The organism is Catonella morbi ATCC 51271 (assembly GCF_000160035.2).
Lineage (GTDB): Bacteria > Bacillota > Clostridia > Lachnospirales > Lachnospiraceae > Catonella > Catonella morbi.
The window spans coordinates 403,921-423,528 of the sequence record NZ_KI535369.1 but is presented as its reverse complement, the minus strand read 5'-3'; the positions used below and the strand labels follow the sequence as shown (position 1 = coordinate 423,528).

Annotated in this window: 17 protein-coding genes; 2 read left to right on the top strand and 15 right to left on the bottom strand. The window is 38.1% G+C overall.

The features are described from left to right. Positions 1 to 32: 32 nt before the first annotated feature. The 7 genes from GCWU000282_RS12605 to GCWU000282_RS17165 all read right to left on the bottom strand — a co-directional run bounded on the left by GCWU000282_RS12605 (position 33) and on the right by GCWU000282_RS17165 (position 8,030). Positions 33 to 2,039 (bottom strand): heparinase II/III family protein, encoded by a 2,007-nt coding sequence (locus GCWU000282_RS12605; RefSeq protein ID WP_023355534.1) that lies wholly within the window; start codon positions 2,037 to 2,039, stop codon positions 33 to 35. Continuing rightward, positions 2,032 to 3,444: a sulfatase family protein gene (locus GCWU000282_RS12600; protein ID WP_023355533.1), complete on the bottom strand. Its 1,413-nt coding sequence runs from the start codon at positions 3,442 to 3,444 to the stop codon at positions 2,032 to 2,034. The genes GCWU000282_RS12605 and GCWU000282_RS12600 overlap by 8 nt, the downstream gene beginning before the upstream one ends. Positions 3,445 to 3,525: 81 nt before the next feature. Further along, entirely contained in the window at positions 3,526 to 4,419 is an 894-nt protein-coding gene (locus GCWU000282_RS12595) for a carbohydrate ABC transporter permease (protein ID WP_035040953.1), read from the bottom strand. 30 nt (positions 4,420 to 4,449) lie between these two features. After that, positions 4,450 to 5,358 (bottom strand): carbohydrate ABC transporter permease, encoded by a 909-nt coding sequence (locus GCWU000282_RS12590; protein ID WP_035040757.1) that lies wholly within the window; start codon positions 5,356 to 5,358, stop codon positions 4,450 to 4,452. Positions 5,359 to 5,509: 151 nt separating this feature from the next. Continuing rightward, a complete protein-coding gene (locus GCWU000282_RS12585; RefSeq protein WP_023355530.1) occupies positions 5,510 to 6,847 on the bottom strand; it encodes an ABC transporter substrate-binding protein in 1,338 nt (445 codons plus the stop codon). A gap of 105 nt (positions 6,848 to 6,952) precedes the next feature. Beyond that, positions 6,953 to 7,390, bottom strand: a complete 438-nt coding sequence (locus GCWU000282_RS17170; RefSeq protein ID WP_242828959.1) for a sugar ABC transporter substrate-binding protein — start codon at positions 7,388 to 7,390, stop codon at positions 6,953 to 6,955. A 7-nt stretch (positions 7,391 to 7,397) separates the two neighbouring features. Then, positions 7,398 to 8,030, bottom strand: a complete 633-nt coding sequence (locus GCWU000282_RS17165; RefSeq protein WP_242828958.1) for a LacI family DNA-binding transcriptional regulator — start codon at positions 8,028 to 8,030, stop codon at positions 7,398 to 7,400. Positions 8,031 to 8,194: 164 nt separating this feature from the next. Here GCWU000282_RS17165 and GCWU000282_RS12575 point away from each other — a divergent pair, with 164 nt between their 5' ends. Next, positions 8,195 to 8,827 carry a bifunctional 4-hydroxy-2-oxoglutarate aldolase/2-dehydro-3-deoxy-phosphogluconate aldolase gene (locus GCWU000282_RS12575; protein ID WP_023355527.1) on the top strand — a complete coding sequence of 211 codons (633 nt, stop codon included), beginning with the start codon at positions 8,195 to 8,197 and terminating at the stop codon, positions 8,825 to 8,827. Positions 8,828 to 8,952: 125 nt separating this feature from the next. After that, entirely contained in the window at positions 8,953 to 10,050 is a 1,098-nt protein-coding gene (locus tag GCWU000282_RS12570; RefSeq protein WP_035040754.1) for a sugar kinase, read from the top strand. A 157-nt stretch (positions 10,051 to 10,207) separates the two neighbouring features. On the opposite strand, the gene GCWU000282_RS12565 is transcribed toward GCWU000282_RS12570, so the two are convergent. The 8 genes from GCWU000282_RS12565 to GCWU000282_RS12530 all read right to left on the bottom strand — a co-directional run bounded on the left by GCWU000282_RS12565 (position 10,208) and on the right by GCWU000282_RS12530 (position 19,548). After that, positions 10,208 to 11,293: a glycoside hydrolase family 172 protein gene (locus GCWU000282_RS12565; RefSeq protein WP_023355525.1), complete on the bottom strand. Its 1,086-nt coding sequence runs from the start codon at positions 11,291 to 11,293 to the stop codon at positions 10,208 to 10,210. 30 nt (positions 11,294 to 11,323) lie between these two features. After that, positions 11,324 to 12,139, bottom strand: a complete 816-nt coding sequence (locus GCWU000282_RS12560; protein WP_023355524.1) for a carbohydrate ABC transporter permease — start codon at positions 12,137 to 12,139, stop codon at positions 11,324 to 11,326. Continuing rightward, the gene (locus GCWU000282_RS12555; RefSeq protein ID WP_242828957.1) at positions 12,136 to 13,029 is read right to left on the bottom strand and encodes a carbohydrate ABC transporter permease; all 894 of its coding nucleotides are present in this window, start codon (positions 13,027 to 13,029) and stop codon (positions 12,136 to 12,138) included. Before GCWU000282_RS12555 ends, GCWU000282_RS12560 begins: the two co-directional genes overlap by 4 nt. Before the next feature lie 68 nt (positions 13,030 to 13,097). Beyond that, complete coding sequence (locus GCWU000282_RS12550; protein ID WP_023355522.1) at positions 13,098 to 14,471, bottom strand: ABC transporter substrate-binding protein; 1,374 nt, start codon at positions 14,469 to 14,471, stop codon at positions 13,098 to 13,100. Positions 14,472 to 14,734: 263 nt separating this feature from the next. Continuing rightward, positions 14,735 to 15,751: a LacI family DNA-binding transcriptional regulator gene (locus GCWU000282_RS12545; protein ID WP_023355521.1), complete on the bottom strand. Its 1,017-nt coding sequence runs from the start codon at positions 15,749 to 15,751 to the stop codon at positions 14,735 to 14,737. Positions 15,752 to 15,906: 155 nt separating this feature from the next. Then, positions 15,907 to 17,286 carry an aldehyde dehydrogenase gene (locus GCWU000282_RS12540; RefSeq protein WP_023355520.1) on the bottom strand — a complete coding sequence of 460 codons (1,380 nt, stop codon included), beginning with the start codon at positions 17,284 to 17,286 and terminating at the stop codon, positions 15,907 to 15,909. Between the two features lie 72 nt (positions 17,287 to 17,358). Further along, positions 17,359 to 18,471: a DUF2804 domain-containing protein gene (locus GCWU000282_RS12535; protein WP_023355519.1), complete on the bottom strand. Its 1,113-nt coding sequence runs from the start codon at positions 18,469 to 18,471 to the stop codon at positions 17,359 to 17,361. 66 nt (positions 18,472 to 18,537) lie between these two features. Then, the gene (locus tag GCWU000282_RS12530) at positions 18,538 to 19,548 is read right to left on the bottom strand and encodes a hypothetical protein (RefSeq protein WP_023355518.1); all 1,011 of its coding nucleotides are present in this window, start codon (positions 19,546 to 19,548) and stop codon (positions 18,538 to 18,540) included. Between the last annotated feature and the right edge of the window lie 60 nt (positions 19,549 to 19,608).

Genomic DNA, 19,608 nt, shown 5'->3' with positions numbered 1-19,608 from the left:
TTAGCTGTAATCTAAACAAAATACCATATTAACTACCACCTAAGCACTGTCATATACTCAGGCTTTCTATGAAATGCACAAACCATAGTCTGTCCAAGTCCGTATACTCCTTTTATACCGTTTAAGTCTCTTCCGTTTCCCACATCGTTTCTGAGAAGTACTATACCGTATTGCTCTTCTTTCCTTGTAATTAAATATCCCTGTGCTTCATCTTTTCTTAGTACAGCATCATAGGCATAATTATATACTTCCTCTTCTGAAATACCTGCTTTTTCACCCATTACGGTTTTCGCAATTATGGTAGTTAAAAAATATGAGCCTTCCGTATTTATTTTAAGGGCTTCACTTTCTTCTATCTGATTATAATGCCTTGATACCGGAGATTTGACTATATCCTGTGTTACCTCTCCCTTTTCATCAAAGCTTTTTATTATAAATTCACATTTATCCCCTTTGCCTATTATCATGTTACTTTCTCTTCTAAGGCTTATATTTTCAGCAAAGGCAAAGTGCTGTGACAATATATTATCCTTGTTTCCGATAATTTCATCACTGATAATAATTATATCAGACCTTGGTGCTACAACCCTTCTTCTAAGCAGCACTCCCGATTCCATGTACCCACAGTGAACACCTTCAAATAACAAGAAATCACCCTTTTTAGTAAAAATGTTGCCCAGTGAAGGCGGCAGCTTTTTATAAATCCAGGAATCCGCACTAGGTGAGTATTCACTATTATTTATAAGAGGTACATTGTGAGCCTTTGCACCCTTTAGTATGTATCTTTCTTCTACGTCTTTATACGTATATCGTCCACCATCTCTAAGTATCTGCTCTCCGTTAAACCACAGTTCTATATGAAGCTTATCCTGATGTCCATGACCTCCTCCGAGACTGCCGTTTCTAAAATACAGAAAATCTGAATCTTCATTATAGGAATTTCTACAGATTGCTTCACCGCTTTCCGGTAAGGACACAAGTCCTGCTGGAATTTCTAATGCTTCCAGCTTTTCATAATCTTCTATTCCCTTCACTCCGAAAAGCCAGGCTCCTTCAAAATCGAGGTGTGTAAAGCCTGCAAATTTAAGTACCTTATCACCAAATATAACCGCCGCCTGACTTAACAAATCCCTTACATCGGTATCATCTGAATCCCCTGTCATAAGCTGATGATGGTTAGGATAGGTTCTCTTAAAAGTAGCATGAGCCATATTTCTAATAATCTGCTTCTCTACTTCCGTAAACGGCTCATCCCCGTAAAGCTTAGCTACTCTTAAAACTTCAAGGTAAGCAGCCAGTACCTCATTATGATACATAGGAGAGGCTTCCCACTGCATTCCGTCGTCATGTATCTGTGTATGTAATGCCAGTTTTAAGAAATGAACAGAAGTTTCTCTGTACTCTGAATTTTTCAGTATATGGGAGAGTACATACAGTCCTGTGTACTCCATTACACCCCAGTTACTTTTGATTGAAAAGCCCTTTTTAGGATTTTCTGCCAAATGCTTTGCATGTACGGATAAAGCAGAGAAAAACTTTTCCTTTACATCCCCGGTAATAAAGGGACTGTCTGCAAAAAGAGCCATTGCGCGTACCCAATAATCAGTACGCAGTCCTGCCTCAAGGGTTCTCCAAAGCATTTTATCAGTTGTTTCTATCTCAATATTTTCACTTATCCAGTCAAGTAACTGCTCTGTAAATGCTTTTACATACTTATCATCTGAGTAAAGCCTGTAAGCCTGTCCCAGACATATAAAATATCTATGCCTGTTAAGCTGAAAAATAAATTCCTCATCTTCGTTAAGGCAGTAATTCCATTTTATTTTCCCGGCAAAATGTACTGCTTCACTTGTTGCTTCCATATCCCATGGAAGCCTGAATAAGAAGGTATGCTCTGCCGTTTCATCCGCTGTTTTTACAGCTATATCCTTCATTTCTTTGCAGTTTTTATTACAAAAATCTGCAATTTTTAAGTAGTTCTCTTTTTTATATACGAAATGTTTGCAAAAATCATTCCATAACAATTCTGTATTATTCATTATCTGCTTCCTTAAGCCAGTTATCAAGAAAACTGTCATTTTGACGCTTCATCCAGCCTATAACCTCTGCTTCGAGCTTTTTTGCAATCTCTTTATTTTCTTCATCCTCTAAATCAAGCAGATTTTTCTGCTCCGGATCTTTTAATATATCATAAAGATATCTCTTAGGCTTACAAATCACATCATAGCCAAGTTCTAATACAAAGGTATATCTTTTAGTCCTTACTCCGCGCCAGCCATAGGCTGCAGGGTTTTTGCCCGCTTTCTTAAATTTTTCAACAAAATCCGCTCTTCCCGGAGAGGCACAGATAAAGCTTACCCTGTCCTCATCTTCTTCGCCCTTTATAAATCTTGAGCAGTCTTCGCCCTCTACCGTATCAGGTATAGGACAATTTAAGAGCCCTAAGACAGTAGGCATCATATCCTGACTTCCTATACAGGTACAGCATTTTTTATTGTCATTACCCGGCATATGTACTACAAACGGTATTCTGATTGATTCTTCATACCACACATGTTTTCCCATAAGGCCATGCGAACCCATCATATCTCCATGATCCGCAGATAAAATAATAAGGGTATCATCATATAAGTTATTTTCTTTAAGATAATCAATCAATCGTCCAAACTGCCTGTCAAGACCGCTTACAGCCGCATAATACTGCTTCGTTGTAAGAATCATTTCTTCCTCTGTCCTTGCAGCATTTTCTCCCGTATGATGATGTATATCTTTTAAGTTTACATTGCTTTTTAGCTCTACTTTATCATAGAGATTCAGATACTCCTCAGGAACCTCACTGTAAACGCTGTGCGGAGGGTTCCAGGACATATAGAGGGCAAACGGCTTTGATTTATCTCTTTTTTCTGACAGATATTCTATAGCCTTATCGGTTTCATGTTCGGGAGACCACTGTTTTACCTTAATCATCTCATCTGTGTCCTGCCAGTAATGAGGTGATAAATGTGTATCACAGGTTCCATAGGAATACCAGTAGTCAAAGCCATGTCTTCTTACTCCCGGAGGAGTGTATGCATCCCAGTCCCTTGCACCTGACTTTGGCTCCTCACAGTGGTTCTGTTCAGGCTCGTCCAAATGCCATTTTCCTATATAGGCTGTATCATAGCCCGCCTCTTTAAGCACCTGTCCCACACAAATCTCGTCATCACCAAGTCTTAAAGGTAAGCCTCTTTTACAATTTGTAAAAAATCCTGCCGACAGCGGATATTTTCCGGTCATAAGACTTGCCCTATGAGGTGAGCAGACAGGAAATGTACTGAAAGCATGATCACAATAGGTTGACTCTGAACAAAATCTGTCCATCAGAGGAGTTAACACAGGATCTTCATTAGCATAGCCCATGGCTCCGGCTCTCCATTGATCCGCAAAAACAAATAGCAAATTCATATTCTCTACTTCACTCTCCTTTTACCCGGCTCATTACAATAATCTCTAAGCCACTAAACGCATAGCTTGCAAATTACTTTTTTATCCCTTAACTCCTCCTGTTATTCCGCCTATAATCTTCTTAGACAATCCCAGATAAAGCACAAAAGTAGGAATAAATACAATTATTACCGAAGCAAATAAGCCTGACCAGTCTCCGCTGTACTTCATACCGTTAATCATTGAGAACAGTCCTAAGGCTACAGGTCTTAACTTCTCTGAGTTTACGAATAACAGCGAGAGAAAATACTCGTTCCATATTGCTATGAAATTAAAAATTGTTACTGTTACAACACCGCCCTGAGCGAGTGGGAATACTATCTTCCAGAAAGCCTTTACAGGGTGGCAGCCATCAATTGCCGCAGCTTCTTCATAAGCTTTGGAAATATTTGCAAAATATGCCATAAGGAAAGTTGTTGTATATGGTACTTTTACTGCTACAAAAAGAATTATAAGTACAATTCTGTTTGAGAAAGCATTACCGAGTACACCCGTTCTTGCAACCCAGGTATAAAGCGGAATTATAACCATAATAATAGGAATTCCCATAGTTCCCGCTAAAGCAGAGGTAATGGTTTTCCTGCCAAAAAATTCATATCTCTGCAAAACATACGCATAAGGTGCGCAGATAATAATAAGAAATAAACAGGATAAAACGGCATAAATCAACGAATTGGTAAAAAATACCGAAACGTTTGATGATACCCATGCCTTTACGTAGTTTTCAAAATGGATTCCGGTCTTAAAGCTCAAAATATCTCCGGAAAATATATCAGCAGTTGTAGATAAACTTGCTGCTACTACCCAGCCCAAAAGCACTACTGTAAAAAGAATCCATGCAATAATAATTATATACCCCGGCAGAAGCTTAATTTCCTTAGATAAGTTAAAAGGTACAGTATTTTTACTATTTTTTGCAGTTTTTAACTTTTTCATAATCAAACCTTTCATAACTAAATTTAACTTTTAAAATTCCAAATCATCATCCTTAAGAACTTTGTTTGAAATTTTAAATATAAGTAACACTAAAACACAAAGAATTATACCTATTGCCGCACCTGCTCCGGCATCACGAGAAATTATATCTGCAGTTTCCGCTCCAAATACCTTGGTGTACATATATACCATAGGAACTACAGTAGAAGTATCTGCTGTAAGAGGTGAGAAAAGCTGTGACCATATAAAGAAACCTGCTATTCTTATAGACCACATAATAATATTTGTTCTTAAAATACCTCTTAAAAGAGGAAGAGTGACATGAAAAAACTGCTGAACCTTATTTGCCCCATCTATGCCTGAGGCCTCATAATATTCCTTACTTATTCTCTCTATACCGCTTATCCATATGAGCATATGATGCCCTATCATTCCAAAACAGTAGGAAATAAGAAGTGCCCAAAATTTATGTTCTTCATCAAGCCATTGTATCTTTGCAAGGCTTTCTAAACCTAACATTCTAAAAAATGTTGTTAAAAATCCGTAAGAAGAATTAAATACATACTGAATCCACATTGTAGCCATAGCTACCGCACTTATTACGTTTGGCAGATAAATTGCCGCCTGAAAAAATGCTTTTCCTCTTATACCGCTGGTTAAGATAATGGCTAACATCAATGATATTGCGAGTGTAATTATGCCACCTATGGTCCATATCTTACCTATATTAACAAGTGACTGTCTAAATAACGGTGTATTAAACAAGTCCAGATAGTTCCCAAATCCTCTGAATTCCCATTTGTTGACAGGATCCGTAATTTCCACAATCCTAAAAAAGCTCATAATTACGGTTCTTATTATTGGATAGACAAATACTCCAAAAAACAATAATGTTCCGGGAAGAGTAAATGCTAAGATCATACTTTTATTGCGTTTCATAAATATTTTCCCTTCTGATACAGACCACTGTTTTATATACATAATTTACAAAAATGGGCAGGTCAAATAACGTTTGTTACCTGCCTGCCCTATTATGCATATTTACAAGTTCTGCTGCAAATTACATATTATCACAAATAAGGCCTATAGTTTATTTTCCTGCTGCCTTTTTCATGTTTTCAACAAACTCTGCGCCTGTAATTTTTCCGGAGTAAAGCTTAATTAAGTTTTCCTTTAATGCAGGTGTAATTTCAGGATTACTTTCTGCATTACCCATAATCTCCTTGCAATTGTCAAAGTAAGGCTTTACATCCGCAAGCTGCTCAGGCCAATTTTTATTTTCGGTATCGGCAGAAATGCTTATACTTTCTCTGGCCAACTTCGCATCAAATTCTCCTCTTGTCATCTTCTCGATAAATCCAAAAGCAGCTTCCTTATTCTGGCACTTTGATGTGATGGCAAAACTCTGCCCACCTATAACCATTGTTTCTGTTCCGTTAACACCATTATTTACCGCAGGATATGAGAAGAATCCCCATTCGAAATCAGGACCGGTAATATTTTTAACTTCGTTAACCATATATGTTCCTACACAGTACATAGCAACCTTACCTGTTGCAAACTCTGTATTCTGTCCTGTAGGGTATACGTTTGAAGCTACAAGCTCTGAGAAATATCCCTTGGCTGCAAGATCTGCAAGGTCATTAGCTGTCTGTAAAACTTCAGGTCTGTCCCAACCATTTCCGTTTATGATTTCCTTTAAGCCCTTAACTCCGGCAAGTCTTCCAAGGTGCATACCAAATGCCTGAGGTACGTATGCATCATCTGTAGTAATAGGAGTTATTCCTGCATCTTTAAGTTTCTGACAAGCAGTTAAAAACTCATCCCAGTTAGCAGGCGCCTTCTCAATACCTGCCTGTTTGAAAAGCTTTTTGTTGTAAAGGTAAGCATTGGCCCTAAACTGGAAAGGTATCTCTTTCAGTACACCATCATGATAGCTTCTGAAAAGAGCTATCATTGTCGGATTGGTACGAGGCTCATAATTATGCTCCTTAACTAAGTCTTCAAGATTTATAATACGATCACCATAATTGCTCTTATTTCCCTGACCATCAAAGAAGTCTACCTGCTGGTTTGCGTCAAGTGCAGGGATTAAGCCCTCTTTAATACCTTTGCGTCCTTTAAACTCAAGCTCAATGTCAACACCTGTTTCTTTTTCATAAGCCTCAACAGCCTCTGCAACAACCATTCCCTGAGGTTCTGTAGCTTCCCAGCTTGACCAGTATACAAGCTTTACTCCGCTGAACTTCTTTGCATCAGAACCTGTTGCAGCACTGCTTGTCCCTGATTTAGTTGATGCTGATTTAGCTGTGCTGACGGTAGAAGACTTGTCTGTTTTTGCATTATTTCCACATCCTGCCAATGCTGATACCACCATAGCCCCGGAAATTACTGCAACCCCAATTCTCTGTAAAAATTTCTTTTTCATAAAACAATCCTCCTTTTTTGGATATAAAATTATATATATGAGTTTTTTTGCACATCCTTATCAGTCGAAAAAATATGTACAAAACCTTTCATAATCAAACATTAACTATTGTACATTGTAAAGTTCCGCATTATTTTCAAGAACAATATCAATTTTGCAAAACATCACATCCGGTACAGGCAGATTTTTAATAAGACAGTCAACCATGGCATTAAAAGCAATATATCCCTTTTTATAAGGATTTTGGTCTATAACCGCCACCATTTTCTTCTGCTTGAGAAATTCTAAAGTTTCCTCATTTAAGTCTGTACCGATTATGTTTACTTTATTATTCCCTTTCCTTCTTTCAACCGCTTCTACAAAAGCCACATTGTCATGTGAAGTAAGGGCATACATCAGACAAACATCATCATACTTATCAAGTGCTTCACAGGTGTTTTGATAAAGTTCACCCTTAGGATTCATTTTTCTTGTGTAACCTTTTACGAACTCTAATACCAATCCCGGCTTATGTTCTTTTATATAGTTACAAAAGCTGTTCAAACGACCTTCATGTATTTTTGTAATCAGCGCGACCGCTCGATACCAGTATTCTTCCTTTTTCAGGAGTTATAAGCGTAGCAAGCTCAGCCGCTACCTTTCCTACCTGTACTTCTCTCGGATGAATACAGATAAGCCCTTCGGGAATTTCAATATGATCGTCTATAACTAAAACCCTTATATTCTGTGCCAATAATCTCTGCAACTGCATAAGTACTTCAGGGGCTCTGGTAAATGAGATTGTTATAACTCCGCCATATTCACCGGAACCTGCTTCAGCTATTTCTTTAAGCTGTGCAAGCTGTTGATCTTCGTCATCACATACAAAGGGTATGGTTTCCACATTTAACCCCTTCAATTCCTTCGCACTTTTTTTAATTCCAAGCCAAATATAGTCGAAGTACATTTTTTTCTCCCATTTACCTTTCGGGAGAACTACGGCTATTCTCTCAGTCTTTCTTTTAATCGAAGCTGCCGCATAATTTTCCACATACCCCATTTCCTTTGATGTTTTCAGAATCTTGGCACGAAGTTCATCACTTATTCCTTCTTTGCCCTTAAGTGCTCTGTGAACAGAAACCGAAGATATCCCTAATTTTTTTGATATATCCTTTATAGTAACTGTACCTAAAGCGTTCTTCATAAAATCATCCATCTCCAAACTATAGACTTAAAGTAAACTCTTCGTTCAAACAAATTAATGATTAACGTTTACGTAACCGTTTACTTATATCATATTTTATGCTATAATGGCTTCGATGTCAATATCATTTAGTAATTTTTTATAAAAATATTTAGGAGGCGCTTATGTCATTGTACAAAATTATTGAAAACTGTGGGGTAATTCCGGTAGTAGTACTGGAGGATACGGCTAATGCTGTTCCTCTTGCGAAGGCTTTGCTTGCCGGAGGAATTAATATCTGTGAAATTACATTTAGAACTGCTGCTGCTGAGGAAGCTATCAGACAGATAGCCTTAAACGTGCCTGATATGATAGTGGGAGCAGGCACTGTAATTACAAAAGAGCAGGCAAAGGCAGCAACTGATGCAGGAGCAAAATTCATCGTTTCTCCGGGAAGTGACCTTGAAGTAATCAGATATGCCAAAGAACTTGGTGTATATATGCTTCCGGGTGCTGTTACTCCTACAGAAGTAATGCAGCTTATTAAAGAAGATATTAAGGTTATTAAATTCTTCCCTGCTGAAAACTACGGAGGACTTAAAACCATTAAGGCTATTTCCGCTCCTTTCCCTAATCTCAAATTCGTGCCTACCGGCGGAGTTAGTCTGTCTAACCTCACCGCTTATCTTGAATTTGACAAGATTGCAGCTGTCGGTGGCTCTTGGCTTTGTACAAAGGATCTTATAAAAGACGGAAAATGGGATGAAATAACTAGGCTTTCAAAAGAGGCTATGGATATTTTTAAAAGCGTACGTTAATTTTTACTAAATCAGCCAGACGTTAACAAATAAACATAATTATTAAAAACTAAAATCTAAGCTTAAGTGCTCAAATCAAAGATTTTATTACAATTCCAAGTTTGGGGTATATGAATGGAGGACATATGAATTTACAAATTAAAAGTAAAAGTGAATGCACCTATGATGAGGTGTCAATGGGAGAGGTAATGCTGCGCCTTGATCCGGGCGAGGGCAGAATAAGAACCGCAAGAAGCTTCAACGCTTATGAGGGTGGCGGGGAGTACAACGTAGCAAGAGGACTTGCTAAATGCTTCGGACTTAAAACAGCAGTTATAACCTCACTTGCCAAAAATGATGTAGGCTACCTCATAGAAGAAATGATAGATGCCGGCAAGGTAGACTCTGATTTTATCGTATGGAAAGATTTTGACGGTATAGGAAGAGCAGTACGAAACGGACTTAATTTTACCGAAAGAGGATATGGCGCAAGAGGTGCACTCGGCATATCTGACAGAGCAAACACCGCTGCAAGCCAGCTTAAACCGGGAGATTTTGATTTTGACCACCTCTTTGGTAAACTCGGTGTAAGATGGTTTCATACAGGCGGTATTTTTGCAGCTCTTTCTGAAAGCACCGCAGAGTTTACTATAGGAGCTGTTAAAAAGGCTAAAGAGTACGGCACTATTGTAAGTTATGATTTGAACTACCGCCCTTCTCTGTGGAAGCATATAGGCGGTCTGGAAAAGTGCAGGGAAGTTAACCGCGAAATAGCAAAATATGTGGATGTAATGATAGGAAATGAAGAAGATTATACCGCCTGCCTCGGCTTTGAAGTTCCGGGAAATGCTGAAGATTTAACTTCTCTTAATTTAGACGGCTATAAGCTTATGTTAAATGAAGCTACAAAGGTGTATACCAACTGGAAGGCAGCAGGAACTACGCTTCGTGAAGTTAAAACCGCTACTGTAAATGACTGGTCTGCAATGCTTTATGTAGATGGTAAAATATACCACGCTAACGAATATAAAGGGCTTGAAATTCTTGACAGAGTAGGAGGTGGCGACAGCTTTGCTTCCGGTTTAATCTATGGTCTTATGGAAACAGGCGATCCGGCCAAGGCTGTCAACTACGGCGCAGCACATGGTGCACTTGCAATGACTACACCGGGCGATACCTCAATGGCAAGAAAACCTGAGGTTGAAGCCTTGATGTCAGGCCAGTCTGCAAGGGTTAAGAGATAAAACGGATAAGTACTTTGTGTCTATAATTGTTTATAGTAATATCAGATAAAATATCCATACCAAATTCAAATTTTCTCTACTTGATTTTGGTATGGATAATCTACAAAATATATCCCAAATGATTGGCATATGTCTGTCCAATATATAAGTATTTTACCTATTCATCCCATCTCCAACTTTCCTCATCTATAGGAAGTCTTTTTTCAACAGGAAGCAGCTTCGGAAACTTCATATGAGGTTCACTTTGATACCAATATGCTGTGGAACTGATGTCATCACTTCTATTATTATTATGTCCATGTTCAAAAGTCGCTTTAATAGATTTATCGAATACAATCGGATCTTGTATATGATATCTGTAATACGTAATTTTACCCTTCCAATTATCTTCTCCGCCTAATATTAATCCATGATATGGCGCACTATAATTCTGTGTAGGACACCATGCCATGTTTACATAATCTTCCGTTCCTGTACCATGTAGTCTCGGTGGCCAAGGCTCCCCATCAATGAAGAACATGTCATCACCTTCTCCCGGCCAATCCCATAGAGCTGTTTTATTCAAATTATGTATATTTATATTAGCACCTACATAATGCCCATTCCCTTTTGCTTCCATAAGTACGTAATTTTCTTTACCATCAGTATTATTTCCTTCAAAACAGAATGCACGATGTGAGCTGAATTTTTTTGGATTTTTACCTTTGGTTGGATTTTCCCTACGCCATTGTGCATGAAAAGTGAGGACATCTTCAGGCAACTCTTCAACAATTTCATAATCAATATAATAATACAATATTAAGTCCGTGTCACACTCATTTTCTACGGTAATCTGTCCATGTTTTTTAAATGGCATCGGAAACCAACAGTTAAATGCCTGTCCATCTTCCGGGCTCATCTGCAATGGTGCGGAAACAAAATTGCGCGTCATTGCATGGCCCATACCAAAAAAATCACCTATAGGCACTTCCACACTTGGCTCTTTCTCATTATCCCAATACGCTCTTAGAACAGCTTTCCTTAAATTATATTTTTCCTGTATAAATCCCTCATTAGCTAAAGTCATCCATATATGAGTAATAATACCCGGTCCGGTAATGTCCGCAATTGTAGCTATACTTCCCGGTTTTATATAGATTCTGTCATCATTGCCCCCGGTCCGGTCATACGATGACTCTCTCATTCTTTTAACTTCTCTTCTTAAAAATATATTTGACAAATTACTTGTCTGATATTTATACATAATCAGATGCCCCTATTCTTTAAAATATTATTATTTAATTCCACTCATCTTAACACCGTCAACAATTCTTTTTTGTAGGAAAAAGAATATGATGATTACCGGAAGTACCGATGTCACACCTGATGCCATTACCGTATTCCAAGGCGTATCAAGGCGCCCCACAAAATTAGAAAGTGCAACCTGCAGTACCCACATTTCTTTCTTCTGACTTACTATCAGAGGCCAAAGATAATTGTTCCAATTTGCTATAAAAAATGCCACAGCCAGCGTTACAATTATAGGTGACGAAAGCGGCAAATAAATTCGCCTAAATATTCCAAATGCTGAACATCCGTCAATCGCCGCCGCTTCTTCCAAATCGTCAGGAAGTGTCATAAAAAACTGTCTGAATAAGAATATTCCATATGCATGTGGAATAGCCGGAATAATCAATCCTGCATAAGTATTAATCCAACTGAATTCTTTCATCATAATAAACAAAGGAATCATAATAACTGCAAAAGGTACCATCAATGTACTTAATATCCAAAGAAAAATTGTCTGACGTCCCTTAAACTCGACTCTTGCAAGTACATATCCTGCCATAGCATGAAAAATCAATGCAACAACCGTGACGGTCAATGACACAATCAATGAATTTAGGAAATATCTTCCAAAACCCTGCTCCAATACCTTCTGATAACCTTCGAGCGTAATTCTGCGCGGTAATAAGCGCATATCAAATACATCCTTTGATGGTTTAAAAGATGAAATTATCATCAGTATAACAGGAAAAACCATTCCAAAAGATAATATTGATGCAGTAATAATTTTAATTCCCTGAGATAACCCTGTTTGTTTTTTCATTTTTTTGCAACCTCACCTGTCAGTCGTAACTGTATCAGACTAAACAACATAATAAGCACAAAGAGAACAAATGCCATTGCTGAAGAATATCCTAATTTAGTAAAGTCAAACGCATTTTGATATATATAAAATACTGAAACTGTTGTACTTTGTGCAGGGCCTCCGTTTGTCAGTATTTTTACGAGATCAAAAACCTGAAATGATGAAATAGTTGTTACAACAATAACAAACACACTCACTTCTTTTAATAACGGAAAAGTAATATAGAAAAAAGTCTGCAATTCATCAGCTCCATCCAAACAGGCAGCCTCATAGTAGCTTTTCGGAATATCCTTAATTCCTGCCAAAAATATTATTGCATAATAACCGCACAACATCCATACCGAGATAACTGCTATACATAATAATGCCTGTTTGGGATTTCCCAAAAAACCTTGTATCGGTATATGAAAAAATCTAAGTATCTGATTAAAAAATCCATTACGCGGATCCAGCATAAAGCGCCAAATTAGTGCCGCCACCACTGTAGAAACTGAGTATGGCAAAAATAGAACAGTTCGAAATATATGTTGGACTTTGCCTTTAATTGACTGTATTAAAAGCGCTAAACCTAAAGATACACAATACAATAAAGGGACAAATAAAGCTGTATAGCAAACAGTAATCAGCAAAGATTTTTGCCAATCTGTATCTTGCAACATAGCCTTGTAGTTATCCAGTCCTACAAATCTCATTGGTTCAAGCGCATTCCACTCATGAAAGCTTACATAAAGCGCTATCAGAATCGGAATAAATATGAATAAGGCAATGCCCAACATATCAGGCAACAGCATCAGATAAGCAAAAATATTGTTTTTTACCTTTCTGGACAAAAACGATTTATTCTTCATGTCGCCTCTTCTTTCTACTCTATTGTTATGCATACATTACCAATGTCTAAAACAATTAGCAAAACGGATTACATTCCTCCATTAAATTTTTTAAGGAATTCTTCAATTTTACGGTTAGCCTTTTCAGCTTCTTCTTTAGGGTTTCCGCCTGCAAGCATAACATTTTGCAATGCATCTCCGACTGCATTTACTATTTCGGCAGGATATCTTGGTTCTCCTATAGCAGAATCGTATATTTCTTCAGTAAATATTTTTCTAAGTCCCTTACCATAAATATCTTTACCCGCTTCAACTACTGACTTTCTTGGTGAGTAAGCAAATTTTACTTTGGTACACCATTCAAGCGGAATATCCGTATTTTCAGCAAAAGCCCACATAACAAATTTTGCTGCTTCTTCAGCATATTTGCTGTTATTGTTTACCATCATTTTCCATCCGCCTGCACAGGTAGCAGCTTTTCCTCCTTCCGGTACAGGTAGGGGGACAAGACCAATTTGCGAATCCGGATACTGACTTTCTATGGCTGCAATAGCCCATGTCCCGCATTCTTGCATTGCTGTTTCACCATTACCAAGCGGAGTTATATCAGTTGATAGCGGTATCGACAGTTTAGTTGGCGCGCCGGCTTCAACTAAATCATGCCAGAGTTGTAATGCCTTCTCTACACCATCTCCTTTGAATGTAGCTGTTTTTGTCTCAGCATTCAAAACATTGGCGCCGGTCTGCCAAAGGAAAGGATACCACGCAAAGTTTTGATAATATCCTTTGCTTGGTTCAATGGTAAGTCCGCTCACTTCATCGGTAGTTAATTCTTTGGTACATTTTTTGAATTCTTCCCAAGTTTTAGGTGGCGTAAGACCTGCCGATTCAAACATGTCTTTTCTATAGTACAATCCTAACAGTTCCACTTCAAAAGGAACGGCAAGAATTTTATTATCCACTTTTACCGCATCTATAGAACTTGGCAAAAAATCATCAAGCATTTCTTTGGTAAAATAAGGTGTCAAATCTTTAGCCACACCACTATTGGCATATTTAAGAAAATCTCCCGGACTCATAACAAAAACATCAGGTCCTTCCCCGGCAGCAAATGCAGTTGTAAGTTTTGTACTCATATAATCGGATTCAGGGATACTTTCATACACTATTTCTATATTTGGATTAACCTCTGCATATCGCTTACCCAATGATTCCATGAATTCACGCTCGGCATTTGTATGGAAAGTCCAAAAGTGAAGGGTAACCTTTTCTCCGTTTTTATCCGTGCCTGAACTTCCCGTTTGTTTTGAATCAGTGTTCTGCTCCATGCTTGTTTTACTCTTTGTGAGTGAATCGGTTCCCTGTGAAGTTTTTGCACCTGAACATGCAGATACTGAAAATACTGCTGCTAATACCAGGGCTAAAACCATGTTCTTAATACTTTTTTGTTTTAATACTTTCATCAAAATAACTCCTCCTTCCTATGTATCAAACTTTTACGTACTCAACACTGAAGATAACAATATATCCGTATAAATATATTTTTCGTAACATTTTATGACATCGATGTCACACAAATATATAACCTATACCTTGTTTTATCTTCTATGATTCAGAATATATACCATATTGCACAAAAAGTCAATAGTTATTTTATAATATTCAGCCAGTTTATACTATATTTTATGTGATACCGTTTTCACAATATGTATAAAATCATAATTAATTATTTTCGGTGTAGCTCCTTAACTGAGTCCCGTACCACAAGTTCCGGCGAGAGTACTAAAGTCTGTTTATATCTTCTCTCTTTATTAATCTGTTGCAACATACATTGTGCCGCACAAATTCCTATTTGATTTTGCATCATATCAACAGACGTAAGTCTTGGTGTAGTACAGAGACAATAGTCAGTATTATCAAGAGTAACCAACGAAATATCATCCGGTACTTTTTTCCCTTGTTCACGGCAAACATTCATACAGGCAATTCCCATCAAATCATTACAACTAATTACCGCAGAAAAAGAAGTCTCTGATTTGAGTGCAGTTTCAAAGGCTCTCTTTCCTCCTTCTATAGTATAATCCGCTTCTAATACAAGTGATTGATTAAATTTCAATCCTGCTGCACTTAAAGCCGTTTCATATCCCGATAAACGTTCTATACAAGTTTGTTCTTTTTTATTCGCTCCAAGAAATAAAATTTCCTTATGTCCCTTCTTAATACAATATTCAGTAGCAATTTGTGTTGCCTTTTTGTGGTCAATATATACACAGTCAAATACTCCGGCAAAATCCGGATAGTTATAATGATTAAGTAAAACCACCGGCATTTCCAATTCTTTCATCGCATTAAGCAGTTTCTCATTAAAATCAAAAGAAACCATAATCAATCCATCAACATAACGTTCTTTCAATGATTCCATAAGCGAAAGCTCTTTTAACGCATTATGATGAGTATAGGTTAAAATTGTTCTGTATCCGCCATTTTCCATCACATCACAAACATTGCTTATAATATTAAAGTAGTATGGATTTGTAATATCCGGTATACACATCATAATAGTATTGGTTATTTTACTTTTTAATGCCTTAGCTGCATGTATAGGTGTATATTTAAGCTCATCAGCCGCTGACATGACCTTTTCTTTAGCAGCATTGCTGGAATAGCCCCTACCACTTAACACTCTTGCAACAGTTGATGGAGACAGTCCCACTTTCTTAGCAATATCATAAATTGTGCTCATAATTTCAGTAACACTTTCTATTATTTCTATATTATTTCTACGGACAACGAGTCATATTAACAGACTCGCTTACCTGCATGCAACCACAGTAAGACTTGACCTTTTAACAATTCTCTATAATTAAACCCAATTATTTGAGATAAAGTTATATACTATTACTTCAAAAACAACTTCAAAAACTTCTCCTTAATCCCCGTGTAAGGCTGGTAGCGTACAGGCATATCCATCCAGGTTTTCTTGTCTACTATGCTTCTTATATGGCTGAATTCCTCAAAGCCCGCTTTGCCATGGTAACAGCCCATTCCGCTTTCTCCCACTCCGCCAAATGGCATTTCGCTTGTAGCCAGGTGAATTACCACGTCATTTATACAGCCTCCGCCAAATCTGCATTTTTTCAATATACCCTCTTTAACCCTCTTATTCTCAGTAAAGCAATATAATGCCAGAGGGTGTGGGTGGCTTTCAATAACAGAAACAGCCTCGACTAAGGTTTTATAGGTAAGTACCGGAAGCAGAGGTCCAAATATCTCCTCACCCATAACGGCATCCTCCCAGGTTATGTCCGTCATTACTGTAGGCTCTATTCTTTCCATCTCTTCGTCACAAGTTCCGCCACAAACCGTCTTTTCCGGATTAATAAGCCCTTTTAATCTGTTAAAATGCTTCTTGTTAATTATTTTCGCGTAATCAGGATTCTCAAGTGGTTTTTCCCCAAACTGCTTTGCTATTTCCTTTTTGATTGCCGATACAAGCCTGTCCCTTATACTCTCATCACATAAAATATAATCAGGTGCAACACAGGTCTGTCCACAGTTTAAAAATTTCCCGAAGACTATTCTTTTTGCAGCCAGATTTATTTTAGCACTTTTCTCCACTATGCAGGGACTCTTACCGCCAAGTTCAAGAGTTACAGGGGTTAAATACTCTGCGGCACTGCGCATGACTTCCCTGCCCACGTCTTTACTGCCTGTAAAAAATATCTTATCGAATTTCTGTCTTAAAAGTGCCTGATTTTCTGCCCTGCCTCCGGTGACAACAGATACAAGCTCCGATTTAAAACATTCTTTTAACATTCTGCATAATACTTTTGAAGTTTCCGGAGCATAGGCACTTGGCTTTAATACAGCTGTATTCCCTGCCGCAAGTGCATCTGCAAGAGGCTCCAGTGTAAGCAGCACAGGATAATTCCAAGGGCTTATTATAAGCACTGTCCCATAAGGTGACGGGCTTCTGAAGCTTTTAGCCGCAAACTGAGCAAGCGGAGTATGTACTCGCTTTTTCCACATAAGTCCTTTTAAGTGTTTTACAAGCCAGCTTATTTCCGACAGGGTAAGCCCTATTTCACACATAAACGCTTCCGCCCTGCTCTTACCCAAATCTTTCTTTAACGCCTTACACAGTTCATCCTCATTCTTCTCTATTGCTTTTTTCAGGGTTTTAAGCGAAGTCAGCCTCGACTCAAAACTCTTTGTAAGTCCTGAGTTAAAATATTCTTTTTGTCCCTTAAGCAACCTAACTATATCCTGTTCAGTCATTTTAATATCCCCTTCCGCAAAAGCAGATTATACTACAACTGTAGTGCAGTTGTAGATATTACTGTGTTCTTATCAAAACTTATTGTATATATGTTCCGCAGAGCAAAGCACATCCTTAAGCTCTATCTTCCTGCCGTCATCAAGAATGGCTGTACCGCTCATTTTTCCGAATACCTGATGTTGATCCGAGCAAATAAGTTTTAGGTCAATGTTTGCCTTCCTGTCAATAATCGGCTCAAATTCCATCTCAAACCGTCCGTCTGAAGATATGTACTTCCATTTCTCCATATAGTCAATTACCCGTTTGCGGTCTCTGCCACCCGGTTTAACTTCTTCTCCCTTATCCTTAATCGGATCCGGTCCATTGTCACCCGGTATCACAAACATTATATCATCCAGCTTATGGCCTACTCCGTCATAAAACAGGATATTCTCACTTGCGGCCGTTGTATTGCCAAAACCATAGCCTATATTAAAGCCAAAGCTGTGTCCGTCCAAGTCACAGCTGCAGGTTCCCCAGTACCAGGTATTTTCGTAAGTCCATACCCCACGTCCCCAGTCTAAGGTGCCGAAGTCTGTCTGAGGGTTAAATCTATAGATTTTATCATCAAACTGTACTTCTCCCGAAGCTCTCATGCAATTTATTTTTTGGTTATAATAAAAAGCGTGTTTTTTATTCCATGGCGTAGCTATTACCAGGCTGTCCATCTCAGGTTCATCAAGGACTATGTTGCATTTGAAAGGCTTTCCCTTATAAAAGTTTTTAAAATTGCAGATTATATGCCTTTTTCTGCCTTTTCCCGAAGGATTCGGAATAATCTCATAGGACAGAGTCAGCCTTTTATCTTTATAGAAACAGTTTCCTTTAGAGCTTGTTTCCGGCATTTTAAGCTTACCCATAGGAAACGGATTTAAAATCGTTTCCGTATGTTCAAAAGGCTCTCCTGTAAACTTAAGAAAACTTACAGACTGCAAGCCCAGATAACCATTATCAGACATGGTAAGGGCTATGCCGAAATCCTTATTTAATATAAGGTAATAGTCCCATTCTTTAATCCTTGATGCCGGAGCTTTTATATCCTTCCTCCTATACCTCTGGAACTGTTTTCTTGACCATCCGGGCTCGGCAACATTCCCGTTTTTGTCCAAAAGATTTTGTGACCTCGTAATTTCATGATTTCTCATATAGTTTCACCCCCTAAACTTATTACGACAATAAAGTCAGTTTTATACCCCTTTTCACCTCAAGGCTTACTCTCTTGCAATCTCTCCAAACAGTTCAAAGAAAGTCATATGATCCTCCTTATCAAAGCATATTGTTGCATAATACTCATTCCAAAACAGATAACTACTATTGTTTCCCCATTTCAATCCATAGAACATCTGGGTCATATCTGCCTTATTGTCTGGAACCGACCATAAGTGCTCACCGAATTTCTTTTTCAATTTTTCTTTTTTCAGAACAGACAGCAAATCCATACCATTTAATTTATATGAGATTGAGTTTTCTTTTGCAATAGCTATACAATCTTCATCAAGTATGAAGCTAAGAATTTTACAGTCCTCTAATACCATATCTTTCGCCTCATCACCATATAACTGCATGCTTCCAAGAATAACCCCATTTCGGGCAATAATATTAGGATATGGTATAGAGCTATTAGATCGGCGAATGCCTTTTTCAACCATTACACTGCGATTCGCCGGATATTTCTCATAACTTCCCGAAGAAATCAGCTCCTTATACTCCACGTCAGGATTGTCTGTACGCTTGATATAGATATCAAAACCACTATTCAGCAAGTCGGTAACAGTTGTTTTTGTTACTGATATCGGCACATTATTTATAGTCAGTACAGGTGGTTTTTGAGGCAGTCCGATAAGGAGATTTGCCATCATCAAAAACAATGCAATCATAAATGATATTACCAGAGCAAGCATAGCTTTGCCTGTGCGCTTTCTTGCGTTAAAAAGTGCCATAACTGCCGGCAGAAGAATCGCTTTTGCAAGGATGGCAGAACCGCTTCCTCCTTCTTGCATAACAGAAATTGCAAGCAGGGCTGCAATAACAATCAGAGAAACATATACCAACAATTCTCCGATTCCCATTTTATCCGTTCTTGTCTGTTCATTTACAGGCTGGTCTATTATTGGGTGTCCATCAACCATAGTCCGTTTCATCCAATAATACATCCCAAACCCGATACCGATGCAGGCTATTGCAAAAAATGCAAGCAAACCTATGAAAATCATTCTTGCCATCTGTCTTTGTTTCCTCCTGTAAAATAAAACAGACCAAAGTCCTCTGTCAGGGATTTCAAT